Annotated in this window: 19 protein-coding genes; 8 read left to right on the top strand and 11 right to left on the bottom strand. The window is 64.4% G+C overall.

The window, feature by feature from the left end; all coding sequences use genetic code 11:
- Positions 1–51 precede the first annotated feature (51 nt).
- Positions 52–573, bottom strand: coding sequence for a DUF2244 domain-containing protein (locus tag IVB05_RS43045; protein WP_247782257.1), 522 nt, complete (start codon positions 571–573; stop codon positions 52–54).
- A gap of 22 nt (positions 574–595) precedes the next feature.
- On the opposite strand from IVB05_RS43045, the gene nth reads away from it, so the two are divergent.
- Complete coding sequence (nth, locus tag IVB05_RS43040) at positions 596–1,384, top strand: endonuclease III (RefSeq protein WP_247787401.1); 789 nt, start codon at positions 596–598, stop codon at positions 1,382–1,384.
- A 137-nt stretch (positions 1,385–1,521) separates the two neighbouring features.
- Here the strand turns inward: nth and IVB05_RS43035 are convergent, their stop codons facing one another.
- On the bottom strand, positions 1,522–2,274 hold the full coding sequence (locus IVB05_RS43035; RefSeq protein ID WP_247782255.1) for a sulfate transporter family protein: 753 nt from the start codon (positions 2,272–2,274) through the stop codon (positions 1,522–1,524).
- Positions 2,275–2,409: 135 nt separating this feature from the next.
- Between IVB05_RS43035 and IVB05_RS43030 the strand changes: the two genes are divergently transcribed.
- Complete coding sequence (locus tag IVB05_RS43030; RefSeq protein WP_247782254.1) at positions 2,410–3,354, top strand: hydroxymethylglutaryl-CoA lyase; 945 nt, start codon at positions 2,410–2,412, stop codon at positions 3,352–3,354.
- 194 nt (positions 3,355–3,548) lie between these two features.
- Here the strand turns inward: IVB05_RS43030 and IVB05_RS43025 are convergent, their stop codons facing one another.
- Positions 3,549–5,936 (bottom strand): heavy metal translocating P-type ATPase, encoded by a 2,388-nt coding sequence (locus IVB05_RS43025; RefSeq protein ID WP_276578737.1) that lies wholly within the window; start codon positions 5,934–5,936, stop codon positions 3,549–3,551.
- Between the two features lie 50 nt (positions 5,937–5,986).
- Between IVB05_RS43025 and IVB05_RS43020 the strand changes: the two genes are divergently transcribed.
- A complete protein-coding gene (locus tag IVB05_RS43020; RefSeq protein ID WP_108512737.1) occupies positions 5,987–6,262 on the top strand; it encodes a metal-sensitive transcriptional regulator in 276 nt (91 codons plus the stop codon).
- Between the two features lie 19 nt (positions 6,263–6,281).
- Here IVB05_RS43020 and nikR read toward each other — a convergent pair whose 3' ends face one another.
- A complete protein-coding gene (gene nikR, locus IVB05_RS43015; protein ID WP_247782251.1) occupies positions 6,282–6,728 on the bottom strand; it encodes a nickel-responsive transcriptional regulator NikR in 447 nt (148 codons plus the stop codon).
- A 450-nt stretch (positions 6,729–7,178) separates the two neighbouring features.
- Between nikR and IVB05_RS43010 the strand changes: the two genes are divergently transcribed.
- A complete protein-coding gene (locus IVB05_RS43010; RefSeq protein WP_247782246.1) occupies positions 7,179–9,062 on the top strand; it encodes a TonB-dependent receptor in 1,884 nt (627 codons plus the stop codon).
- Positions 9,063–9,172: 110 nt separating this feature from the next.
- Here the strand turns inward: IVB05_RS43010 and IVB05_RS43005 are convergent, their stop codons facing one another.
- Positions 9,173–10,162 (bottom strand): YiiX/YebB-like N1pC/P60 family cysteine hydrolase, encoded by a 990-nt coding sequence (locus tag IVB05_RS43005; protein WP_247782244.1) that lies wholly within the window; start codon positions 10,160–10,162, stop codon positions 9,173–9,175.
- 189 nt (positions 10,163–10,351) lie between these two features.
- On the opposite strand from IVB05_RS43005, the gene IVB05_RS43000 reads away from it, so the two are divergent.
- Together IVB05_RS43000 and IVB05_RS42995 are read left to right on the top strand one after the other, a co-directional pair.
- Positions 10,352–11,746 carry an NAD(P)/FAD-dependent oxidoreductase gene (locus IVB05_RS43000; RefSeq protein WP_247782243.1) on the top strand — a complete coding sequence of 465 codons (1,395 nt, stop codon included), beginning with the start codon at positions 10,352–10,354 and terminating at the stop codon, positions 11,744–11,746.
- The gene (locus IVB05_RS42995) at positions 11,746–12,414 is read left to right on the top strand and encodes an adenine nucleotide alpha hydrolase (protein ID WP_247782242.1); all 669 of its coding nucleotides are present in this window, start codon (positions 11,746–11,748) and stop codon (positions 12,412–12,414) included. Before IVB05_RS43000 ends, IVB05_RS42995 begins: the two co-directional genes overlap by 1 nt.
- Before the next feature lie 139 nt (positions 12,415–12,553).
- On the opposite strand, the gene IVB05_RS42990 is transcribed toward IVB05_RS42995, so the two are convergent.
- The 5 genes from IVB05_RS42990 to rpmI all read right to left on the bottom strand — a co-directional run bounded on the left by IVB05_RS42990 (position 12,554) and on the right by rpmI (position 17,720).
- On the bottom strand, positions 12,554–13,324 hold the full coding sequence (locus IVB05_RS42990; RefSeq protein ID WP_247782241.1) for a sulfite exporter TauE/SafE family protein: 771 nt from the start codon (positions 13,322–13,324) through the stop codon (positions 12,554–12,556).
- A 6-nt stretch (positions 13,325–13,330) separates the two neighbouring features.
- A complete protein-coding gene (gene pheT / locus IVB05_RS42985; protein ID WP_247782239.1) occupies positions 13,331–15,739 on the bottom strand; it encodes a phenylalanine--tRNA ligase subunit beta in 2,409 nt (802 codons plus the stop codon).
- A gap of 85 nt (positions 15,740–15,824) precedes the next feature.
- Positions 15,825–16,907 (bottom strand): phenylalanine--tRNA ligase subunit alpha, encoded by a 1,083-nt coding sequence (gene pheS, locus IVB05_RS42980; protein WP_247782237.1) that lies wholly within the window; start codon positions 16,905–16,907, stop codon positions 15,825–15,827.
- A 174-nt stretch (positions 16,908–17,081) separates the two neighbouring features.
- The gene (gene rplT / locus IVB05_RS42975; protein ID WP_108512729.1) at positions 17,082–17,441 is read right to left on the bottom strand and encodes a 50S ribosomal protein L20; all 360 of its coding nucleotides are present in this window, start codon (positions 17,439–17,441) and stop codon (positions 17,082–17,084) included.
- A 78-nt stretch (positions 17,442–17,519) separates the two neighbouring features.
- Positions 17,520–17,720, bottom strand: a complete 201-nt coding sequence (gene rpmI / locus IVB05_RS42970) for a 50S ribosomal protein L35 (protein ID WP_008539890.1) — start codon at positions 17,718–17,720, stop codon at positions 17,520–17,522.
- A 263-nt stretch (positions 17,721–17,983) separates the two neighbouring features.
- Between rpmI and IVB05_RS42965 the strand changes: the two genes are divergently transcribed.
- Entirely contained in the window at positions 17,984–18,409 is a 426-nt protein-coding gene (locus tag IVB05_RS42965) for a hypothetical protein (protein WP_247782235.1), read from the top strand.
- 158 nt (positions 18,410–18,567) lie between these two features.
- On the opposite strand, the gene infC is transcribed toward IVB05_RS42965, so the two are convergent.
- Complete coding sequence (gene infC, locus IVB05_RS42960) at positions 18,568–19,107, bottom strand: translation initiation factor IF-3 (protein WP_057849055.1); 540 nt, start codon at positions 19,105–19,107, stop codon at positions 18,568–18,570.
- 221 nt (positions 19,108–19,328) lie between these two features.
- Here infC and IVB05_RS42955 point away from each other — a divergent pair, with 221 nt between their 5' ends.
- Positions 19,329–20,120, top strand: coding sequence for an alpha/beta hydrolase (locus tag IVB05_RS42955; protein WP_247782234.1), 792 nt, complete (start codon positions 19,329–19,331; stop codon positions 20,118–20,120).
- Positions 20,121–20,193: the final 73 nt, after the last annotated feature.

Raw genomic sequence — 20,193 nt, 5'->3', positions numbered from 1 at the left:
TCTGATTTAGGGCTCATGCGCGGTCCAAACCACCCGATTTCTGACAACTGCCTACACGACTGGATTGTATGTGATACCGCGCTTGGCGGCCTGCAACGCAGCCAGTAAGGCTTTGGCAAAGCTTGCTTTTTCGTCAGGTCCAAGAAAGTGGCCGACCGTGACCCGGCGGCCGCGGGAAACCAGATAGAGGTGCTCGATGCCGAATTCGGGGTCGCCGGTCTGTTCGAGCTGGACCCAGAGCGGATTGAACGACCATTCGATCAGATGGCCGCGATGGCTGACGCGCCGCACGCGCAATTCCGATGGGGTCATCAGGATATCCTCGGTGGCGTCAGCGCTGCGGAAGTTGATCCGGAACGCCCAGTAGATCACCAGCAGATCGAGGCCGAAAAAGCCGAGCACCGGCCAGGCGCCCATCAGCAAAAATGCGATGCCGGCGACAAAGCTGATCGCGCCGATGAATGTCATCAGCACCAAAAAGCCGGTACGGTTGAGCGAGCGATGCGGCGTCACCCGCGCCGAAAACAGCGTCGGCTGGTCAAGCGCCGGATCAAAGTCGTTGCCTGCGGTCATCGCGTATCAGTATATCCCGATCATGGCCAAAATCATCCGCTCTCTCAGCGCCAAAAAATCGGGCGTTCCGTCTGCGCCGAAGAAACCGGCCAAGAAGGCGGCCAAAGCGCCGCCCGGCCTTGCGAGGAAATCAGCCAAGCCAAACTCCCCAAAGCCGAACTCTCTAAAGCAAAAGCCCTGGACGCCGGCCGAGGTCCACGAGGCCTTCAGCCGGTTTCGCAAAGCCAATCCGGAGCCGAAGGGCGAGCTCGAACATCTCAACCCCTACACGCTATTGGTCGCCGTGGTGCTGTCGGCGCAGGCTACCGACGCCGGCGTCAACAAGGCGACGCGGGCGCTGTTTGCGGTGGCCGATACGCCCGAGAGGATGCTGGAGCTCGGCGAAGCGAAAGTGCGCGAGTACATCAAGACCATCGGGCTCTATCGCAACAAGGCCAGGAACGTCATCGCGCTGTCGGAAAAACTGATCGCCGAGTTCGGCGGCGAGGTGCCGCGCACCCGCGCCGAAATCGAGACGCTGCCCGGCGCCGGGCGCAAGACCGCCAATGTCGTACTCAACATGGCCTATGGCGAGCACACCATGGCGGTGGATACGCATGTGTTCCGCGTCGGCAACCGCACGGGGCTGGCGCCGGGCAATAACGTGCTCGAGGTCGAGCTCGGACTGGAAAAAGTGATCCCGCCCGAGTTCATGCTGCATGCCCATCACTGGCTGATCCTGCACGGGCGCTACACCTGCCTGGCGCGCAAGCCGCGCTGCGAGGTGTGTCTGATCAACGATCTCTGCCGCTGGCCGGAAAAGACGGTGTAGGGGGCGCGGCGCGATCCCAACGCCGTCATTGCCTGTGACAAACGCGAAGCGTTTGCGCAAGGGAGCGAAGCGACGAAGCAATCAATCCATCCCCGCGCGGCGAGGTGGATTGCTTCGCTTCGCTCGCAATGACGAGCTCAAGCTACCGGCATTCCCGTCTTCCTTGCCGGCTCGATCAGCTCGGGCCTCGGGCCGGACAGCCGCTTGTGCATGTGAACCATGAAGGCCATGCCGAATAGCGGCGTTGCCAGATTGACGATCGGGATCGACACGAAGGCCGCGATGAACAGGCCCGCGGTGAACACGGTCGCGGCATTGTCCTTGCGCATCGCCTTGGCTTCGGCCGGTGATCGAAAACGCATCGCCGCGAGTTCGAAGTATTCACGGCCGAGCAGCCAGGCGGTAGCGACGAAGAAGATCAGAAAGCCGGCGCCCGCGAACAGCACGAAGGGCAGCGCGATCAGATAGACCAAAATGGTCAGCAGCGCCGTCTTGATGCCTTCCGGGATCGCGACGCCGAGCGGCAGCGCGTCACCGGGACGCTCCGCCGGATAATGCTCACGCTCGACATGTTCGGCGACGTCATCGACGAACACGCTCGCGACCAGCGAGGTGACCGCCGGCATCAGGAAAATGCCGCCGAGGACGACACCCAGCCCGGCCGCGATCGAGATGATCCAGGAAAGGATGTTGAGCGTCGTGTGGAAGCCCGGCCCCAGCATCGCCTCAGCCCAGCCCTCGCCGTATTCGGCGAACCAGCTCAATGCGCGCTGCAATCCGACGGCCAGCACCGTAATCAGCACCAGCGCCAGCCCGATCGAGCGCCACAGGATGGTGCGCATCGGCGGCGACAGGATCTGCGAAATCGCCTTGACGGCGGCGTCCAACATGGCGGTCTTGCCTCTTGTGAAAAAGCCCTCGCGAGAGGTAGATACCCCCAAGGGTTTAGACAAGGGTTTCGACAAGAGCCTGTCGGCCCCCGGGAAACAAGACTGCCGTCAAAAACAACGCCGCAAGAGGTTGCCATGACCCGCGTCCAGGAACTCTATCCCGACAGCAAAATCATCCTGCGCGAGGTGGGTCTGCGCGACGGCCTGCAGCTGGTGAAGAAATTTCCGTCGACCGAAGCGAAGCAGCGCTGGATCCGCGACGAGTATGCCGCGGGCGTACGGCACTTCGAGGTCGGCTCGTTCCTGTCGGCAAAGACCTTTCCGCAATTCGCCGATGTGCGCGACATCATTGCGACGGTGGCCTCGCTGCCCGGCGCCTGCGGCATCGCGCTGACGCTGAACGAACGCGGCGTCAACGAGGCGCTGGCCGCCGGCGTCGCCGAAGTGGCGAGCGTGGTCTCGGCCACCGAGGAGCACAGCCAGGCCAATGCCAACCGCTCGCGCGAGTCGGCCATTGCCAACGTGAAGCGGCTCTGCGAGCTGCGCGACGCCAGCGCACACAAGCCGGTCGTAAATTCCGCGATCTCGATGGCGCTGGGCTGTTCGATCGTCGGGGCCGTTGATCCCAAGGAAGTGCTGCGGCTGACCGAAAAGCTGTTCGAGGCCGGCGTCGACATGGTCGCGATTGCCGACACGGTCGGTTACGCCGGGCCGAAGCAGGTCGGGGAATTGACCGCGGCGGCGGTGAAGATCGCGGGCTCAAAGCCGATCTGCATCCACCTGCACGATACAAGGGGCATGGGGATTGCGAACGCTTCCGCCGCGCTCGATGCCGGCGCGCGCGTGCTGGATGGATCGCTGGGCGGCCTCGGCGGCTGCCCATTTGCGCCGGGCGCGACCGGGAACGTGGTGTTCGAAGATCTGGTGTTTCTCTGCGAGAGCAAGGGATTCAAGACGGGCATCGATATCGAGAAACTGATCGCGGTGCGAACGATATTGAAATCGGAGATGCCCGGCGAGGCGCTCTATGGCGGGCTGGCGCGTGCAGGCTTGCCAGGCGGGACGGCGAGGGCGGCTTGATGGGCGTCTGATGCACTTTCGTGTCCCGGACGCGGTGCAGCGCGAAACGCTGCTCCGCAGAGCCGGGACCCACTGCGACGTCGGCCCCGGACCAGCAGCGCACCATGCCGCAAGCCATAGTGCGTCGAAGACGCGCGTGTACGCGCTGATGGCGTTGCGCAGCATCCGGGGAACGCGGACGACCGCGCGTTGCGCTACAGCCGCGTTATCCGCAGCCGCAGCGCATTCCCGACGACGCTCACGGACGACAGCGCCATCGCCGCCGCGGCGATGATCGGCGACAGCAACAGGCCGAACGCGGGATAAAGAATGCCCGCGGCGATCGGGATGCCGGCGGCGTTGTAGATGAAGGCGAAGAACAGGTTCTGCCGGATATTGCGCATCGTCGCCTGCGACAGGCGGCGTGCGCGGACGATGCCGACGAGATCGCCCTTCAGCAGCGTGACCCCTGCGCTTTCCATCGCGACATCGGTGCCCGTTCCCATGGCAATGCCGACTTCGGCCGCCGCGAGCGCGGGCGCGTCGTTGACGCCGTCGCCGGCCATCGCGACGATCCGTCCGGCCTTCTGCAGCTTTGCCACCACGGCGCTCTTCTGATCGGGCAGCACCTCCGCTTCGACATCGGCGATGCCAAGGCTGCGTGCGACGGCGTTCGCCGTGGTTTTGTTGTCGCCGGTCAGCATGATGACCTTGATGCCATCAGCCGCCAGCGCCTTTAGCGCGTCCGGCGTCGACGCCTTCACGGGGTCGGCAATGGCGAACAACCCCGCCAGCTTGCCGTCGATGGCGATGTTGATGACGGTGGCGCCATCGCCGCGCAGACGTTCGCCCTGATCGTTCAATGACTGCGTGTCGATACCGAGCGATTGCAGGAAATTCGCATTGCCGAGAACGATGGTCTTGCCGTCAACCTTGCCGGTGGCGCCCTTGCCGGTCGGCGAGTCGAATTCGTCGACCTTGCCGAGATCGAGATTGCGCTCCTTGGCCGTTCGCACGATCGCGTCGGCCAGCGGGTGTTCGCTCGCACGCTCGACAGTCGCAGCCAGCCGCAGAATATCGGCCTCGTTAAATCCATCTGCCGGCACGATGGCGACCACCTTCGGCTTGCCTTCGGTCAGCGTTCCGGTCTTGTCGACCACCAGCGTGTCGACCTTCTCCATGCGCTCCAGCGCTTCGGCGTTCCTGATCAGCACGCCGGCCTGCGCGCCGCGCCCGACGCCGACCATGATCGACATCGGCGTGGCAAGGCCAAGCGCGCAGGGGCAGGCAATGATGAGCACGCTGACGGCGGCGACGAGGCCAAACGCCATGCGCGGTTCGGGCCCGAACCAGGTCCAGGCGCCAAACGCGATCAGCGCCACGACGATAACGATCGGCACGAACCAGCCGGAAACCCGATCGGCCAGCCGCTGGATCGGCGCGCGGGAGCGTTGCGCGTTGGCCACCATTTGCACGATCTGGGACAGCAGCGTGTCGCGGCCGACCTTGTCCGCGCGCATGATGAAGCCACCGGATTGATTGAGCGTGCCCGCGATCACCTTGCTGCCGGCCTCCTTGGTGACCGGCATGGATTCGCCCGTCACCAGCGATTCATCGAGCGAAGAGCGGCCTTCGAGAATGACGCCATCGACCGGCACCTTTTCGCCCGGCCGCACCCGCAATCTGTCGCCGACGGCCAGCGTGTCGATCTCGACCTCGTGGTCGGCGCCATCGTCGCCGATTCGGCGGGCCGTCTTCGGCGCGAGCTGGAGCAGCGCCTTGATCGCGCCGGATGTCGCTTCGCGCGCGCGCAGTTCGAGCACCTGGCCGAGCAGCACGAGCACGGTAATGACCGCCGCCGCTTCGAAATAGACCGCGACCGCACCGCCATGGCCGCGGAAGGTGGCCGGGAAGATTCCCGGCGCGACCGTCCCGATGACGCTGTAGATATAGGCGACGCCGGTACCCATCGCGATCAGCGTGAACATGTTGAGATTGCGCGTGACGAGCGATTGCCAGCCGCGCACGAAGAACGGCCAGCCGGCCCAGAGCACGACGGGCGTGGCGAAGGCAAACTGGATCCAGTTCGACAGCGTCTGGTCGAGGAAGCCGTGGCCGCCGACGAGATGGCCGCCCATTTCGAGCACGACCGCGGGCAGCGCGAGCACGAGGCCGACCCAGAAGCGGCGCGTCATGTCGGCAAGTTCCGGATTGGGCGGCGCATCGAGGCTTGCGACCTCGGGCTCCAGCGCCATGCCGCAGATCGGGCAGCTTCCCGCGCCGACCTGGCGGATCTCGGGATGCATCGGGCAAGTGTAGATCGTGCCTTCCGGCATCGCGGCCTTCGGCCTGCTGTCTTTCTCCAGATAAGCGACGGGGTCGGCGGCGAATTTTGTGCGGCAGCCGGCCGAGCAGAAATGAAAGGTCTCGCCGCGGTAGTCGAAGCGGTGCTTGCCGGTCGCGGGATTCACGGTCATCCCGCAGACGGGGTCCCGGACGGTTGCAGCGGTGTGAGCGTGATGGCTGTGACTGGCGTGGTCGTGGCCGCCGCAGCAGGCGTCCTTCGATCCGCCGCTTCGGTCGGCGTTTTCATTCTCGTTCATCATCCGCTCCGGCACTTGAAACCTATACCCTGTAGGGGTATATAGGCCGCATGCGAAAAGACATCAAGGCATCCTGTCAAAAGCGCCTCAGCCGGATCGAGGGCCAGGTCCGCGGCCTCTCCAAGATGGTCGAGGAGGATCGCTACTGCATCGACATCGTTACGCAGATCTCAGCCGTGCGGGCCGCGCTGCGGCGCGTCGAGGAAGAGGTCTTGCGGGATCACGTGTCGCATTGCGTCGAACATGCGATCACCAGCGGCAACAAGGCCGACCAGCGCGAGAAGATCGCGGAGCTGATGGCGGTGATCGGCCGCTCCGACAGGTAGCGCGTATCCGGGCTACGCCCTAGTCGTGGTGGTGGCCGCGCTTGCGTGCCTTCGGCTTCTTGTCTGATGCCGTCGGGATCATCACCACGCGGCCGTAGCGCACGCCGCGCTCGGCGATGATGTGGTCGGCAAAGTGCCGGACCTCGCCGCTGGCGCCCTTCAGCGCCGTTACCTCCATGCAACTGTCATCGTCGAGATGAACATGCAGCGTTGCCAGCGACAGATCATGGTGGCCGTGGAAATTCTGCACCAGCCGTTTTGGCAGATCGCGCGCGGCGTGATCGTAGACATAAACCAGGGCAGCGACGCATTGTCCTGACGGAGCTGTATTCTCAGCGCTCTGCTGCAGCCCGGCGCGGGCGAGATCGCGGATGATCTCGGAGCGGTTCTGATAGCCGCGCGCTTCCGCCGCCGCATCGATCTCGGCGAGCAGCTCGTCTTCGATGGTGATGGTGATCCGTTGCATCCCAAATTTCCGTCCTGACGAAGTATGACATTTTGATTGTACCGTCATACTGCGCTTGCTAGCGTGAGGCGCCGGGTTAAGTCGATACGGTCGCATGCGGACTGTAGCAATTATCGTGCAGGGGCATGGCGTTGCGTAAGGTCGTTTGGCAGATATTTTCCGTTACCGCATCGCTGATTGTCTTGGCGCCATCAGCCGACGCCCAGAGTGTCGCGGCTGTCACGGCCGGCCAGCTTCCCGCGGTGACGGTGAACCCGCCCGAAGCGCGGCCGCGCAACCGGACCAAGCCGCCGCGCCGCGAGCGGAGCGCGCGAAATCCATCCGCGGTTCAGCCGAGTGCGCCGGTTCCGCCGCAGGTCAGCAGCGGTGTGACGTCAGGGTCCTTGACTGCAGGACCGCCCTACCTCCAACCGACGGCCGCCAGCGCCATGACCATCAGCGGCGCGGAAGGTGAACGCCCGGCCTTTCTCGCGCCCCGGCGAAGCGCTGGAGGTCGTGCCGGGGCTGATCGTCACCCAGCATTCCGGCGAGGGCAAAGCCAACCAGTATTTTCTGCGCGGCTTTAACCTGGACCACGGCACCGACCTCGCCATCAGCGTTGATGGGATGCCGGTCAACATGCCGACCCACGGCCATGGCCAGGGTTATGCCGACATCAATTTCATGATTCCGGAGCTGATCCAGTCGGTGAATGTACGCAAGGGTCCGTACGTCGCTGACGTCGGCGACTTCGGCTCTGCCGGTGCCCTCGCAATCGACTACATCTACAAGCTGCCCAAAAACATTGTGGAGACGACCAATGGCAGTTTCGGCTATCACCGTGGGCTAGCGGCAGGGTCGACTGCGGTCGGTGCGGGCACGTTGCTCGCGGCTGTGGAAGGCGTCAAATACAACGGGCCGTGGGACGTGCCTGACAATGTGCGCAAGCTCAACGGCGTGCTGCGCTACAGCCAGGGTACTGCCACTGACGGGTTCACGCTGTCGGCAATGGCCTATTCCAATGGCTGGAATTCCACCGATCAGGTAGCACAGCGCGCGATCGACCAGGGACTGATCGGCCGGTTCGGGTCGCTCGACCCGACCGATGGCGGGACATCCAGCCGCTTCTCGCTGTCGAGCAACTGGGCGCAGTCGAGCGGGTACGGGCAAAGCAAGATCAACGCCTATGTGATCAGCTCGTCGCTGCGGCTCTATAACAACTTCACCTATTTTCTCGACGATCCCGTCAATGGCGACCAGTTCAGCCAGATGGACCGGCGCGCGGTCTATGGTCTCAACGCCAGCCACGCCTTCGATGTGCGCGTGGCCGGCATCGAAACCCAAACCCGCGTCGGGCTGCAGACGCGCGGCGACGATATCCGGGTCGGCCTGTTCAAGACATTGCAGCGTGAGACGCTCTCGACCGTGCGTGAAGACAGCGTGAGGGAGGGCAATGTCGGCCTGTGGGCCGATACGACGGCGCGCTGGACCGACTGGCTGCGCACCACCGTCGGCATCCGCGAGGATTATTTTGCCGGCCGCGTCATCAGCGACACGCCGGAAAACTCCGGCAACGCACAGGCGTCGATGACGAGTCCCAAAGCCGGCATCGTTCTGGGACCGTGGTACAGGACCGAGTTCTACGGCAATGCCGGCTACGGCCTGCATTCCAACGACATCAGAGGTGCGACGATCACGGTCGATCCGATCGACAAGGTGACGCCGCAGGATCGCGTGCCGTTACTTGTCCGGTCGAAGGGCGCCGAACTCGGCATTCGCACCAGGGCGATCGAAGGCCTTACCAGTTCGCTTGCGGTGTTCGTGCTGAATTTCGATTCCGAATTGCTGTTCGTCGGCGACGCGGGCACCACCGAACCGAGCCGCCCCAGCCGGCGCGTCGGCGTCGAATGGACCAACCAGTATCAGGTGCTGCCGTGGATGTGGTTTGATCTCGACGTCGCCCACACCCGGGCGCGCTTTACTGATTTCGATGCCGCCGGCAATTTCATTCCGGGCGCGCCGGCGTGGGTCGCAAGCGGCGGCGTGACGTTCGGCGGCGAGAGCGGCTGGTTCGGCACGTTGCGTGGGCGCTATTTCGGGCCGCGCCCGCTGATCGAGGATGACAGTGTTCGTTCGCAGGCGTCGCTGATTTTCAATGCGCGGGCCGGCTACAAATTCGATAACGGCCTGCGGCTGCAGCTCGACGTGCTCAATCTCTTCAACGCGAAAACCAACCAGATCGAGTATTACTATCTGTCGCGGTTGCCGGACGAGCCGATCGGCGGCGTGGCGGACCGGCATGTGCATCCGGCGGAGCCGCTGGCAGTGCGGCTGACGCTGGCGGGAAGATTTTGATTGTAGATTGTAGGGTGGGCAAAGGCGCATCGCGCCGTGCCCACCATCTATCCGGGGTGTTGACTTGAAATGGTGGGCACGCTTCGCTTTGCCCACCCTACGATCCGTGCTTACGCCATCATCTCCGGCGCTTTGTTGCGCGGCTTCATGCGGCGCTCCGGCGGGCGGACCGGGACGTATTCGACGGCGAGATAATGTTCCGACACGGTGACGCGTTCGATGATCGTCGTTTCGCAGGTCACTTCTTCAGCCGCAACCGGAAGCGGCGTCTCTTCGTCAATCTCTTCAGGAGCAAGCGGCGGCGATTTGACCTCTGGAAACACACCGAATTCGCCCGCTACCTCCTGGAGCGGCTTCTGCTTGTCGGCCCAGTGCAGGGCCGTGTAGTCGAAGCCGTGCACGATGGTGGGTTTGACGATTTCGAAATAGGGCGAGATGTCGAAATCGCGCGGCATATAAAGCGAGGAATCGCGGATGTGCAGGATCTCGCGCCGGGCCTTGCGGGAGGCAGCGCGGGTGATCTTGGGCAGGATCGGATAGCGCACGGCGTCGAACGCCTGCGCGATCAGCGCCGAGCAGATGATTTTTGTGGGATCGCCGGAGCCGAACGCGATCATGCGCCGGCGCCAGCGCTGCGGCACCGGCAGCGGGATCAGGAAGCGCATCAGGTCGACGATGTTCTTGGTGTCGTAGCCGAAGCCGATGCGGTTGATGGCGTAGCGGCACACCGTGGTGCGGTCCTCGTAGGACAGGCCGATCGGGCGGCAGACGCGGGTGTGATAGGGGAAATATTTCGACAGCGGCGCCGAGGTGACGCCTTCGCCGATATTGGCCTCGATCAGGACGTGCGGCTCTCCGTCGGGTTCGGTCGCGCCATCGACCGGGCCGACATAGAGCGCGCCGTGCGACCACGTGGATTGCGTGAGGTATTTGATGATGCCGGAGATGCGGTTGTTGCCTTCGACCAGCAGCACATCGCCGGGCTCGATGACGCCGCGCAGATGCTCGGGGTCGCTGGGTGTGAACGGCTCATAGCCCGGGACTTCCTTCTGCAGGTAGCCCGCAATCACCTGGCCGATCGTATCGAGCATTACGCCCATGAAACTCCCCCAGAGCGGCTTTTCTCCCGCTTTTTTTGTTTCCTTATCATGGTCGCAAGCCGTTTCAATTTAGTTCATGCGCCAAACGGATCAATCATGATTGATTTACCATGAGTGTTGCTGCGTTACGTGAGATGCGGCACAGTTCGCTAGCTGTTCTCGCTCCTTTCAGGTTCCGGAAACCATGACATGACAATGACCCGCCGCACCTTCCTGTCGGCGTCCGCAGGTCTGGCAGCGACCCCGGTTTTCTGCGGGGGGCGTGCGGGGGCAGCACCCTTGCCGCGGGAAGCCGACATTGTCGTGATCGGCGCGGGTGCGGCCGGCATTGCTGCGGCGCGGCGGATCATGGCGGCGAACCGCAAGGTGATTGTGGTGGAGGCGGCAAACCAGATCGGCGGCCGCTGTCAGACCGACACCTCAAGCTTAGACGTGCCGTTCGATCGCGGCGCGCGCTGGATGCACAATCCCGAGACCAATCCGATGATCAAGCTGGCGCGTGCCGCCGGCCTCGAGATCACGACCGCGCCCTCGGGCCAGAAGATCCGCATCGGCCGCCGCAACGCGCGCGCCGGCGAGACCGAGGAATTTCTCGCCGCGCTCGTGCGCGCCAACCGCGCCATCGATGAAGCCGCGCGGCGGTTCGACGTTTCCTGCGCTTCGGTGCTGCCAAAGGACCTCGGCGACTGGGCCGGCACGGCGGAGTTTGTGTTGGGGGCCAGTTTTTCGGGCAAGGATTTGAGAGATGTTTCTGTGGGCGACAAGTCCCGCGCGCAGGATCGCAATACCGCGATCGGCTGCCGCCAGGGATTGGGCACGCTGATCGCAAAGCTCGGCGAGCAGGTGCCGCTGTCGCTATCGACACCGGCCAACCGCATGGTCTGGAGCAACCGCGATGTCAGCGTGGAAACGCCGGCGGGCAGGATCACCGCGCGTGCCGCCGTGATCACCGTGTCGAGCAACGTGCTGGCCGCCGGCAACATCAAATTCGCGCCCGATATCCCGAAGCGCATGCTCGACGCGGCTTCGAAACTGAGCCTCGGCAGCTACGACCGAATCGCACTGCAGATGGCAGGCAATCCGCTGGGCCTCGCTCGTGACGACGTCGTCATCGAGCAGAGCAATTCGACGAAGACGGCGCTGATATCAGCCAATATCGGCGGCTCGTCGCTCTGTACGATCGACGTCGCCGGTTCGTTCGGCCGTGAGCTTTCCGCGCAGGGCGAGAAGGCCATGGTGGCGTTTGCGGTGGAATGGCTGACGAAGCTATACGGCAGCGAGGCGGCGGCCGCGGTGAAGAAATCGAGCGCGACGCGCTGGAACGCCGCGCCGTTCGCGCTCGGCGCGATGTCGGCGGCCGGTCCCGGCGGGCAGTCCTCGCGAAAGGTTCTGACCGAGCCGATCGGCTGCATGTATCTCGCCGGCGAGGCCACCCATGAAACGCTGTGGGGGACGATCGACGGCGCCTGGGAGAGCGGCGAGCGCGCCGCCGAAGCGGCGTTGCGGCGGATCGGTGCATTGAAGGACCCGGAGCCGGAAGCACGGCCAGCGAAGCAGCGCCGGCGCGGGTCCTCGACCAACTGATGGCACGCCCGAAAGCACTGATCTCCTGGTCGAGCGGCAAGGATTCGGCCTTTGCACTGCACGAGGTGATGCGCGCGGGAGAGTTCGACGTGGTCGGCGCGCTGACCACGGTGACCGAGACGTTCGGCCGGGTATCGATCCACGGCGTGCGGCAGGAGATATTGCAGGCGCAGTGCGAGGCCGCGAGCCTGCCGCAGCGGATCGTGCCGATCCCCTATCCCTGCCCGAACGAGATTTACGAGGCGCGGATGGGGGAAGCGGTCGCGCAGGCCGTTGCCGACGGCGTCACGCACGTGATCTTCGGCGATCTTTTTCCGGCTGACATCCGCACCTATCGCGAACAGAAACTTGCGGGCACCGGCATCACGCCGGTGTTTCCACTGTGGGAGCGGCCGACGCCGGAGCTGGCGAAAGCGATGATCGCGAGCGGGCTGGAAGCGCATATCGCGACCGTCGACCTAAAGAAGCTGCCGGCGGCGTTTGCCGGCCGCACATTCGATGCGGCGCTGTTGGCCGATCTGCCCAAAGGCGTCGACGCTTGTGGCGAGAACGGCGAGTTTCACACCTGCGTGGTGGCGGGTCCGATGTTCTCGCGGCGGCTGGCGGTGACGACCGGCGAGTGCGTCGAACGCGACGGCTATGCGTATTGCGATCTGGTGATGGGCTAGCGCAGGACTCGTAGGGTGGGCAAAGCCACCGGGTCGCGCGAACGCGCGCCCGATGACAGGCTCCGCGTGCCCACCATCTACGGACGGTGCGTGTTGTGGTGGGCACGCTACGCTTTGCCCACCCTACGCAGCTCGCGCCTCAGCGCAGCACGCCGTCCAGCGCCGGCAGGCCGAAGATGACAGCGGCGGCGATCAGCGCGTAACAGATCGCGCGGAATACGGTTTCGCTGGCTTTGCCGAACAGCGAGGCGCCGAACCAGACGCCGACGGCGTAGACCGGGCCGACCACGAGCGCGAACTTGATCGCATCCATCGTGATCAGTCCGGCTGCGGCGTAGCTGACGGCGGAAAAGAAATCCGACGCGCCGAAGAACAGCACGATATTGGCGCGTGCAATGACGGAAGCAATGGGTCGGCCGAGCCAGTAGCCGACGATCGGCGGGCCGCCGGTCTGGGCGAGCCCGCTGCAAAAGCCTGATAGTCCGCCGATGCCGACCGAGACCGCCGCGTGGTCCTTGCCGCGGTAGCGCCAGCCCGACAGCAGCAGCATCAGCAGCGCGAACACGAAGGCGGAAATGATCCAGCGCGTCGTCACCGGTTCGAGCCGGCTCAGGAAATAGGTGCCGATGGGGACGCCGATCAGCGCGCCTGCCACCATGACCGCAGTGGCCTTGCGGTCGGCCTTTTCCCACGCGCCCGGCAGCAGCGGCGCGGCGGCGACGAAATCGATGATGAGCAGCAGCGCGGCCACGAGCCGCGGGTCAGCGATGGAACTCGCCAGCGGCATGAAGATCAGCGCCGAGCCGAACCCGGAAAATCCCCGCGCCGTCCCCGAGACGAAAGCGACCATGCAGATCGCGATCGCAGCGTTGAGGCCGACGTCAGGTGGAATGAGCGCCGCGGGGTTCATGCGGCATCATGCCCGTAACGTGCCGCCAGTTTTCTTCGTCACCTCGGCCACGATCTTCGCCGCCACCGCGTCGATCTCCTGGTCGGTCAGAGTCTTCTCGCGGGGCTGGATCGTAACAGCGATCGCGATCGACTTCTTGTCCGGATCGATGCCCTTGCCTTCATAGACGTCGAATACGCTCACGTCCGTGATCAGCTTTTTGTCGACACCCTGCGCCGCACGCACGATGTCGCCGGCCTTCACGCTGCGATCGACGATGAAGGCAAAGTCGCGCGACACCGGCTGGAACGCGGAGAGTTCGAGCACCGGCTTGGCGCGGGTCGGCCTCTTCTTGGCGTCGGGAATGCGGTCGAGGATGACTTCGAACGCCACTAGGGGGCCGTCGGCGCCGAGCGCTTCCAGCGTGCGCGGATGCAACTCGCCGAAATAGCCCAGCACGTTCTGCGGGCCGATCTGGATGGTGCCGGAGCGCCCGGGATGCAGCCAGTTGGCGCCGCCCGGCACGATCTGCAGCGCCTGCATCGGCGCGCCGGCGGCGGCCAGTACCGCGAACGCATCGGCCTTGGCGTCGAGCGCATCGGTCATGGCAGAGCCCGACCAGTGCCGGCCGATGCCCTTCGAGGAGGCAAAGCCGTGACGCACGCCTGAGGCCGCGGCGAACTGGTTCTCGGGCTTGTCGCCCTTGAAAATCTGCCCGACTTCGAACAGCGCGACGTCAGCGTAACCGCGATTGGCGTTGGCCTGCGCCGCGGCGACGAGGCCCGGCAACAGGCTCGGCCGCATGTCCGAGAGGTCGGAGGCGATCGGGTTGGCGAGCGCCAACTCGGCTTGGCCGCCGCCGAACAATTCGGCATGCGGTTTGGAAATGAACGACCATGTCACGGCTTCCACCATGCCGCGCGCCGCCAGCGCGCGCTTGGCGCGGCGGGTACGGAGCTGGATCGTGGTCAGCACCGGCTTGCGGGCGTCGTCGCCGCGCTCGAACGGCGTCATCGGCACCTTGTCGACACCGACGATGCGCACGACTTCCTCGACGATGTCGGCCTTGCCGTGCACATCGGTGCGCCACGAGGGGACAGCGAGCTTCACCACCGGGCCGCTGCCGGCGACCATGAAGCCGAGATGGCTCAGAATGCGCCGCACCTCGACCAGCGGCACTTCGATCCCCGCCAGACGTTTGACCTCGCTCAGCGGGAAATCGATGATGCGGTCGTCGCCGAAGGCCTTGCCGACGACGACGGTTTCCGACGGCGTGCCGCCGCAGAGTTCCATCACGAGTTTCGTCGCGAGCTCCAGCCCCGGCACCATGAAGGCGGGATCGACGCCGCGCTCGAACCGGTAACGCGCATCCGAATTGATGCCGAGCTTGCGGCCGGTCTGCGCGATGTTGATCTCGTTCCATAGCGCCGATTCGATCAGCACATCTGACGTGTTCTCGTCACAGCCGGAAGTCTCGCCGCCCATGATGCCGGCCAGCGATTCGACGCCGTGCTCGTCCGCGATTACGCAGATCGCGGGATCGAGCGTGTAGGTGCGGCCGTCGAGCGCCAGCAGGCTTTCGCCGTCTTTGGCGCGGCGGACCGTGAGATTGCCGTTCACCTTCCTGGCGTCGAACACGTGGAGCGGCCGGGCTCGGTCGTAGGTCATGAAGTTGGTGATGTCGACCAGCGCATTGATGGGCCGCAGCCCGATCGACGTCAGCCGCTTCTGCAGCCACTCCGGGGAGGGGCCGTTCTTGACGCCGCGCACCAGCCGCAGCGCGAAGCCCGGGCACAACGTGGCGTCTTCCACCGTCACCTGCACCGGACAGGGGAATTCGCCCTTGATCGGCTTGATACCGTGATCGATGAGCTTGCCCATGTCGGCGGCGGAGAGGTCGCGCGCGATACCGTGCACGCCGGTGCAGTCCTGGCGGTTCGGCGTCAAATTGATTTCGAGCACGGGATCGCCGAGGCCAGCCCATTCGGCATAGCCCTTGCCGATGGGCGCATCGGCCGGCAGTTCCATGATGCCGTCATGGTCCTCGGAAATCTCGAGTTCGGCCGCCGAGCACAGCATGCCGCGGCTCTCGACGCCCCTGATGGTGCCGACGCCGAGCGTGATGTTCTTGCCCGGGATGAAGGTGCCGGGCGGTGAAAACACGCTGACGAGGCCGGCGCGCGCATTCGGCGCGCCGCAGACCACCTGCACCGGCGCGGCTCCGTTGCCAGTATCGACCATGCACACCCGCAAGCGATCCGCATTCGGATGCTGCTCGGCCGAGATCACCCGCGCGATCGAGAACGGCGCCAGCGCCTTCGCCTTGTCCTCGATGTTCTCGACCTCGAGCCCGATCATGGTGAGCTTGTCGGCCAGCTTTTCCAGCGGCTCGTCGGTGTCGAGATGTTCCTTCAGCCAGGAGAGCGTGAATTTCATGATCTTTGCTTCTCTTGTCCCCGCTCCCGCGCGCGGGGCAGGGTCAGGGTGGGGGCGCTCTCCGCAACGGCAGTCTCGGCGGCGTTCACGTGCTCAATCCCCCCGCGAGCGTCGGGATGTCGAGCGGCTTGAAGCCGTAATGCGAAAGCCAGCGCACGTCGTTCTCGAACAATTGCCGCAGGTCGGCGATGCCGTATTTCAGCATCGCGATGCGGTCGATACCCATGCCCCAGGCAAAGCCCTGATAGACGTCGGGATCGATGCCGCAGGCGCGCAGCACGTTCGGATGCACCATCCCGCAGCCGAGAATCTCGAGCCAGTCCTCGCCTTCGCCGAAGCGGATCTCGCCCTTATCGCGCCGGCACTGGATGTCGACTTCGAGCGAGGGCTCGGTGAACGGGAAGAACGACGGCCGGAACCGCATGTTGATGTGGTCGACCTCGAAGAACGCCTTGCAGAACTCGTGCAGGATCCATTTGAGGTGGCCGAGATGCGAGCCCTTGTCGATGACGAGGCCCTCGACCTGATGGAACTGCGGCGTATGCGTCGCATCGGAATCGATGCGATAGGTGCGGCCCGGGCAGACCACGCGGATCGGCGGTTTCTGCGTGAGCATCGTGCGCACCTGCACCGGCGACGTATGCGTGCGCAACAGCATGCGCGAACCGTCCTCCCCAAGGTTGAAGAAGAAGGTGTCGTGCATCTCCCGCGCCGGATGGCCCTCAGGGAAATTCAGTTTTGTGAAGTTGTAATCATCGGTCTCGATGTCGGGACCTTCGGCGATCGCAAAGCCCATGTCGGCGAAGATCGTGTTGACCTCCTCGAACACCTGGCTCAGCGGATGGATGCGGCCGGCTTCCGCGGGCGCCTCGCGCAGCGGCAGCGTGACGTCGATGGTCTCGGAGGCAAGCCGGGCATCGAGCGCCGCCGATTTCAGGATGTCGCGGCGCGCCGAAAGCGCCTGGGTCACCTTGTCCTTGGCGAGATTGATGGCGGCGCCTTGCGTCTTCCGCTCGTCCGGCGACATCTTGCCGAGCGTGGCGAGCAACGCGGAGATCGAGCCTTTCTTGCCGAGTGCTGCGACGCGCACGGCTTCGAGGGCGGCTTCATCGCCGGCTGCGGCGACATCGGCGAGAATCTGGGATTCGAGTTGAGCGAGATCGGTCATGGCAATCCTTTTGACTAGGATGCTAAAGCCGATGCTCCTAGCCCGTCATGCCCGGGCTTGTCCCGGGCATCCACGTCTTACAGCGTTTGCGAGAAGGAAGGCCGCGTGGATGGCCGGGACAAGCCCGGACATGACGACCTCAAAAACATCGCAGAAGAACCAAGCAGCGACGGCTTACGCCGCCAGCGCGGCCTTGGCCTTCTCGGCGATCGCCTGGAACGCCGCGGGCTCGGTGATGGCGAGATCCGACAGCACCTTGCGGTCCACCGTGATGCCCGACTTCGAGAGGCCGTTGATAAAGACGCTGTAGGTCATGCCGAACGGACGTACCGCGGCATTGATGCGCTGGATCCAGAGCGCGCGGAACGTGCGCTTCTTGCGCTTGCGGTCGCGGAAGGCATATTGGCCGGCCTTCTCGACGGCGGCTTTCGCCGCGCGGATGGTGTTCTTGCGGCGGCCGCGGAAACCCTTGGCGGCCTTGTAGACTTTCTTGTGCCTGGCGTGAGAGGTCACACCGCGTTTGACGCGAGACATGACTGCTATCCTTGAATTTTAAATCGGTGATGGATCGCCGCGCGGACGCGGCCGGCTTTAGCGGAAGCGCGAGCGCGATCAGGCGTTCGGCAAGAAGTACTTCTTGACGTTGTCGCCGTCGGTCTTGAACAGCACGCGGGTGCCGCGGAGCTGACGAATCTGCTTCTTGGTCCGCTTGATCATGCCGTGGCGCTTGCCGCGCTGGGCGTGCATCACTTTGCCGGTGGCAGTCACCTTGAAGCGCTTTTTAGCGCCTGACTTGGTCTTCAGCTTGGGCATTTGGCTCTCCTATCGGCCACAGAAAAATGCGCCCGAGGGGCGCTTTTGCGGCTTAAAATGCTCGTTAGAGCGTTGAAAGTGCTCAGGTTTTTTCGAAAACGAACCAACCCGCACGGACACCGACACGGCAGCCCTTGATCAGCCGGGCGATGAAGGTCGGGCTTATGGCAGAGGAAGCGCCAATTGGCAATGATGAACCGCGCAAGCCGGTGCTGCTACCTATCCGCGATGTCGTTAACATCTGAGCCCGGAACAGGAAGAAAATGACCCGTTTTCAGCAACCGATTGCCCGTTTTTCCGCTCTTCCCGGCCGGCGTACCCTGCGCTGGCTCCCGATCCTTGCCGTATTCGCCGCGATGGCGGTGCCGCCTTCGGCCGACGCTGCGACCCGCCGCAGGGCCGGGGTCTATGACGGCATATGGAACGTGGTCTTCGCCACCACGCGGGGCAACTGCAGTTCCGGTTATAGCGTCCCATTCACGGTCGTCGGCAGCCGCGTTTTATCGGCGGGCGGCGGCAGGGTCTCGGGATCGGTCAATCGTGCCGGAGCGGTTGCGGTCAGAGTTTCGGTCGGCGCATCCAAGGCGAGCGGCGGCGGCCGCCTCGCCCGCACCCACGGCGCGGGCGCATGGCACGGCATCATCACCGGCGACCGCTGCAGCGGCACCTGGCAGGCCACGCGGGGCTGAGCGCGCAACCTGTAGCACGGATGAAGCGCAGCGAAATCCGGGGCCGCCGTATCAGCGGATCGACCTGTCCCGGATTGCGCTTCGCTCCATCCGGGCTACGAAAACGGCCCGCCGGATGATCCAACGGGCCGCTCTCCATCAATTCCAATCAACTCAAATCAGCGCGGCGCCAGCACCATCACGACCTGGCGGCCTTCGAAACGCGCGTCCTGCTCGACCTTGGCGAACTCGGCGACGTCGGCCTTGACCTTGTCGAGAAGCTTGGTGCCGATTTCCTGGTGCGCCATTTCGCGGCCACGGTAGCGCAAGGTGATCTTGACCTTATCGCCTTCCTCGAAGAACCGCTGCATCGCGCGCATCTTCACGTCGTAATCGTGATCGTCGATCATCGGCCGCAGCTTGATCTCCTTGATCTCGACGATCTTCTGCTTCTTGCGCGCCTCGGCGGCTTTCTTCTGTGCCGAATACTTGAACTTCCCGTAGTCCATAATTTTGCAAACGGGAGGATTGTTGTTCGGCGAAATCTCGACGAGATCCATGCCCGCCTCGAGGGCCATCTTGATGGCGACCACGGTTTCGACGGTTCCGTGGTTGAGGCCGGTCTGATCGATCAGCTGGATCTGCGCGTTGCGGATATCATCATTGGTGCGCGGCCCGTCTTTGGTTGCAGCGGGCGGGGCTCTGTTGGGACGGCGAATGGGTAACTCTCCAAAGTTGTGAAAGGAAGGGTCGTAGTTTGAAGCAATACGCTGATAACAGCAAGCGAACTCACGGCCTGCGCCCGAAAACCGTCAAATGCGAGGCATTTCGGTCACTTCAGGCAAATATAGCTCGGCGGCCGGATGCGCAAGCAAAGTCCGGCCGCGCTTGACCGATGAAGCGCGCTCACGGACAAAGCAGCGGCGAGAGTGACAGATCCATGACCAATTCAGCATCAATCGACCAGGAACCGGCCTTTATCGAGGTGGGGGAGGGCGATGGCCGCCGTCGGATTGCCGTGCGGGCCCGTGACGGCGGCGGGCCCGGGCTGTTCTGGCTGGGCGGCTTCAATTCCGACATGCGGGGCACCAAGGCGCTGGCGCTGGACGCCTGGGCCGCGGAACACGGCCGCGCCTGTATCAGGTTCGATTATTCCGGCCATGGCGAATCGGGCGGCGCTTTCATCGACGGCACCATCGGGCGCTGGCTGGAAGAGGCCGTCGCCGTGTTCGAGCAGTTCTGCCGGGGGCCGCAGGTCGTGATCGGCTCGTCGATGGGCGGCTGGATGGCGCTCTTGCTGGCGCGCGCCATCGCCAACCGCGATGCGAAGGCGGCTGATCTCGCCGGGCTGGTGCTGATCGCGCCGGCGCCCGACTTCACCGAGCAACTGATGTGGAACGCATTCTCCGACGAGGTCCGCGAGGAGATCACGACCAAGGGCGTGTGGATGCGGCCGTCGGAGTATGGCGACGGCGCGCCCTATCCGATCACACGCGCCCTGATCGAGGAGGGCCGCAACCATCTCCTGCTCGGCAGCGCCATCGAAGTCGGATGCCCGGTTCGCATCCTGCAGGGCGCGCAGGACCCCGACGTGCCCTGGCAGCACGCTTTCGCGCTGGCGCACCGGCTGCCGGCCGAGGACGTGGTGCTGACCATGATCCAGGACGGCGACCATCGCCTGTCGCGCCCACAGGACATCGCAAGGATCACGGCGGCGGTGGCGGAGATCTGAGCAAGCCCCACCCTTCGAGGCGCGCAAGGGCGCGCACCTCAGGGTGACGGCCACAAAAAAAGACGTCATCCTG

The sequence above is a fragment of the Bradyrhizobium sp. 170 genome, assembly GCF_023101085.1.
In the GTDB taxonomy this organism is placed as follows: domain Bacteria; phylum Pseudomonadota; class Alphaproteobacteria; order Rhizobiales; family Xanthobacteraceae; genus Bradyrhizobium.
The sequence above is the reverse complement of the archived record's forward strand: the minus strand, read 5'-3'. Positions and strand labels throughout refer to the sequence as shown.

Bases quoted from the DNA above. Each gene is read 5' to 3' on its own strand.
- IVB05_RS43045 (WP_247782257.1), bottom strand. From the start codon at position 573: ATGACCGCAGGCAACGACTTTGATCCGGCGCTTGACCAGCCGACGCTG.
- nth (WP_247787401.1), top strand. From the start codon at position 596: ATGGCCAAAATCATCCGCTCTCTCAGCGCCAAAAAATCGGGCGTTCCG.
- IVB05_RS43035 (WP_247782255.1), bottom strand. From the start codon at position 2,274: ATGTTGGACGCCGCCGTCAAGGCGATTTCGCAGATCCTGTCGCCGCCG.
- IVB05_RS43030 (WP_247782254.1), top strand. From the start codon at position 2,410: ATGACCCGCGTCCAGGAACTCTATCCCGACAGCAAAATCATCCTGCGC.
- IVB05_RS43025 (WP_276578737.1), bottom strand. From the start codon at position 5,936: ATGAACGAGAATGAAAACGCCGACCGAAGCGGCGGATCGAAGGACGCC.
- IVB05_RS43020 (WP_108512737.1), top strand. From the start codon at position 5,987: ATGCGAAAAGACATCAAGGCATCCTGTCAAAAGCGCCTCAGCCGGATC.
- nikR (WP_247782251.1), bottom strand. From the start codon at position 6,728: ATGCAACGGATCACCATCACCATCGAAGACGAGCTGCTCGCCGAGATC.
- IVB05_RS43005 (WP_247782244.1), bottom strand. From the start codon at position 10,162: ATGGGCGTAATGCTCGATACGATCGGCCAGGTGATTGCGGGCTACCTG.
- IVB05_RS43000 (WP_247782243.1), top strand. From the start codon at position 10,352: ATGACAATGACCCGCCGCACCTTCCTGTCGGCGTCCGCAGGTCTGGCA.
- IVB05_RS42995 (WP_247782242.1), top strand. From the start codon at position 11,746: ATGGCACGCCCGAAAGCACTGATCTCCTGGTCGAGCGGCAAGGATTCG.
- IVB05_RS42990 (WP_247782241.1), bottom strand. From the start codon at position 13,324: ATGAACCCCGCGGCGCTCATTCCACCTGACGTCGGCCTCAACGCTGCG.
- pheT (WP_247782239.1), bottom strand. From the start codon at position 15,739: ATGAAATTCACGCTCTCCTGGCTGAAGGAACATCTCGACACCGACGAG.
- pheS (WP_247782237.1), bottom strand. From the start codon at position 16,907: ATGACCGATCTCGCTCAACTCGAATCCCAGATTCTCGCCGATGTCGCC.
- rplT (WP_108512729.1), bottom strand. From the start codon at position 17,441: ATGTCTCGCGTCAAACGCGGTGTGACCTCTCACGCCAGGCACAAGAAA.
- rpmI (WP_008539890.1), bottom strand. From the start codon at position 17,720: ATGCCCAAGCTGAAGACCAAGTCAGGCGCTAAAAAGCGCTTCAAGGTG.
- IVB05_RS42965 (WP_247782235.1), top strand. From the start codon at position 17,984: ATGACCCGTTTTCAGCAACCGATTGCCCGTTTTTCCGCTCTTCCCGGC.
- IVB05_RS42955 (WP_247782234.1), top strand. From the start codon at position 19,329: ATGACCAATTCAGCATCAATCGACCAGGAACCGGCCTTTATCGAGGTG.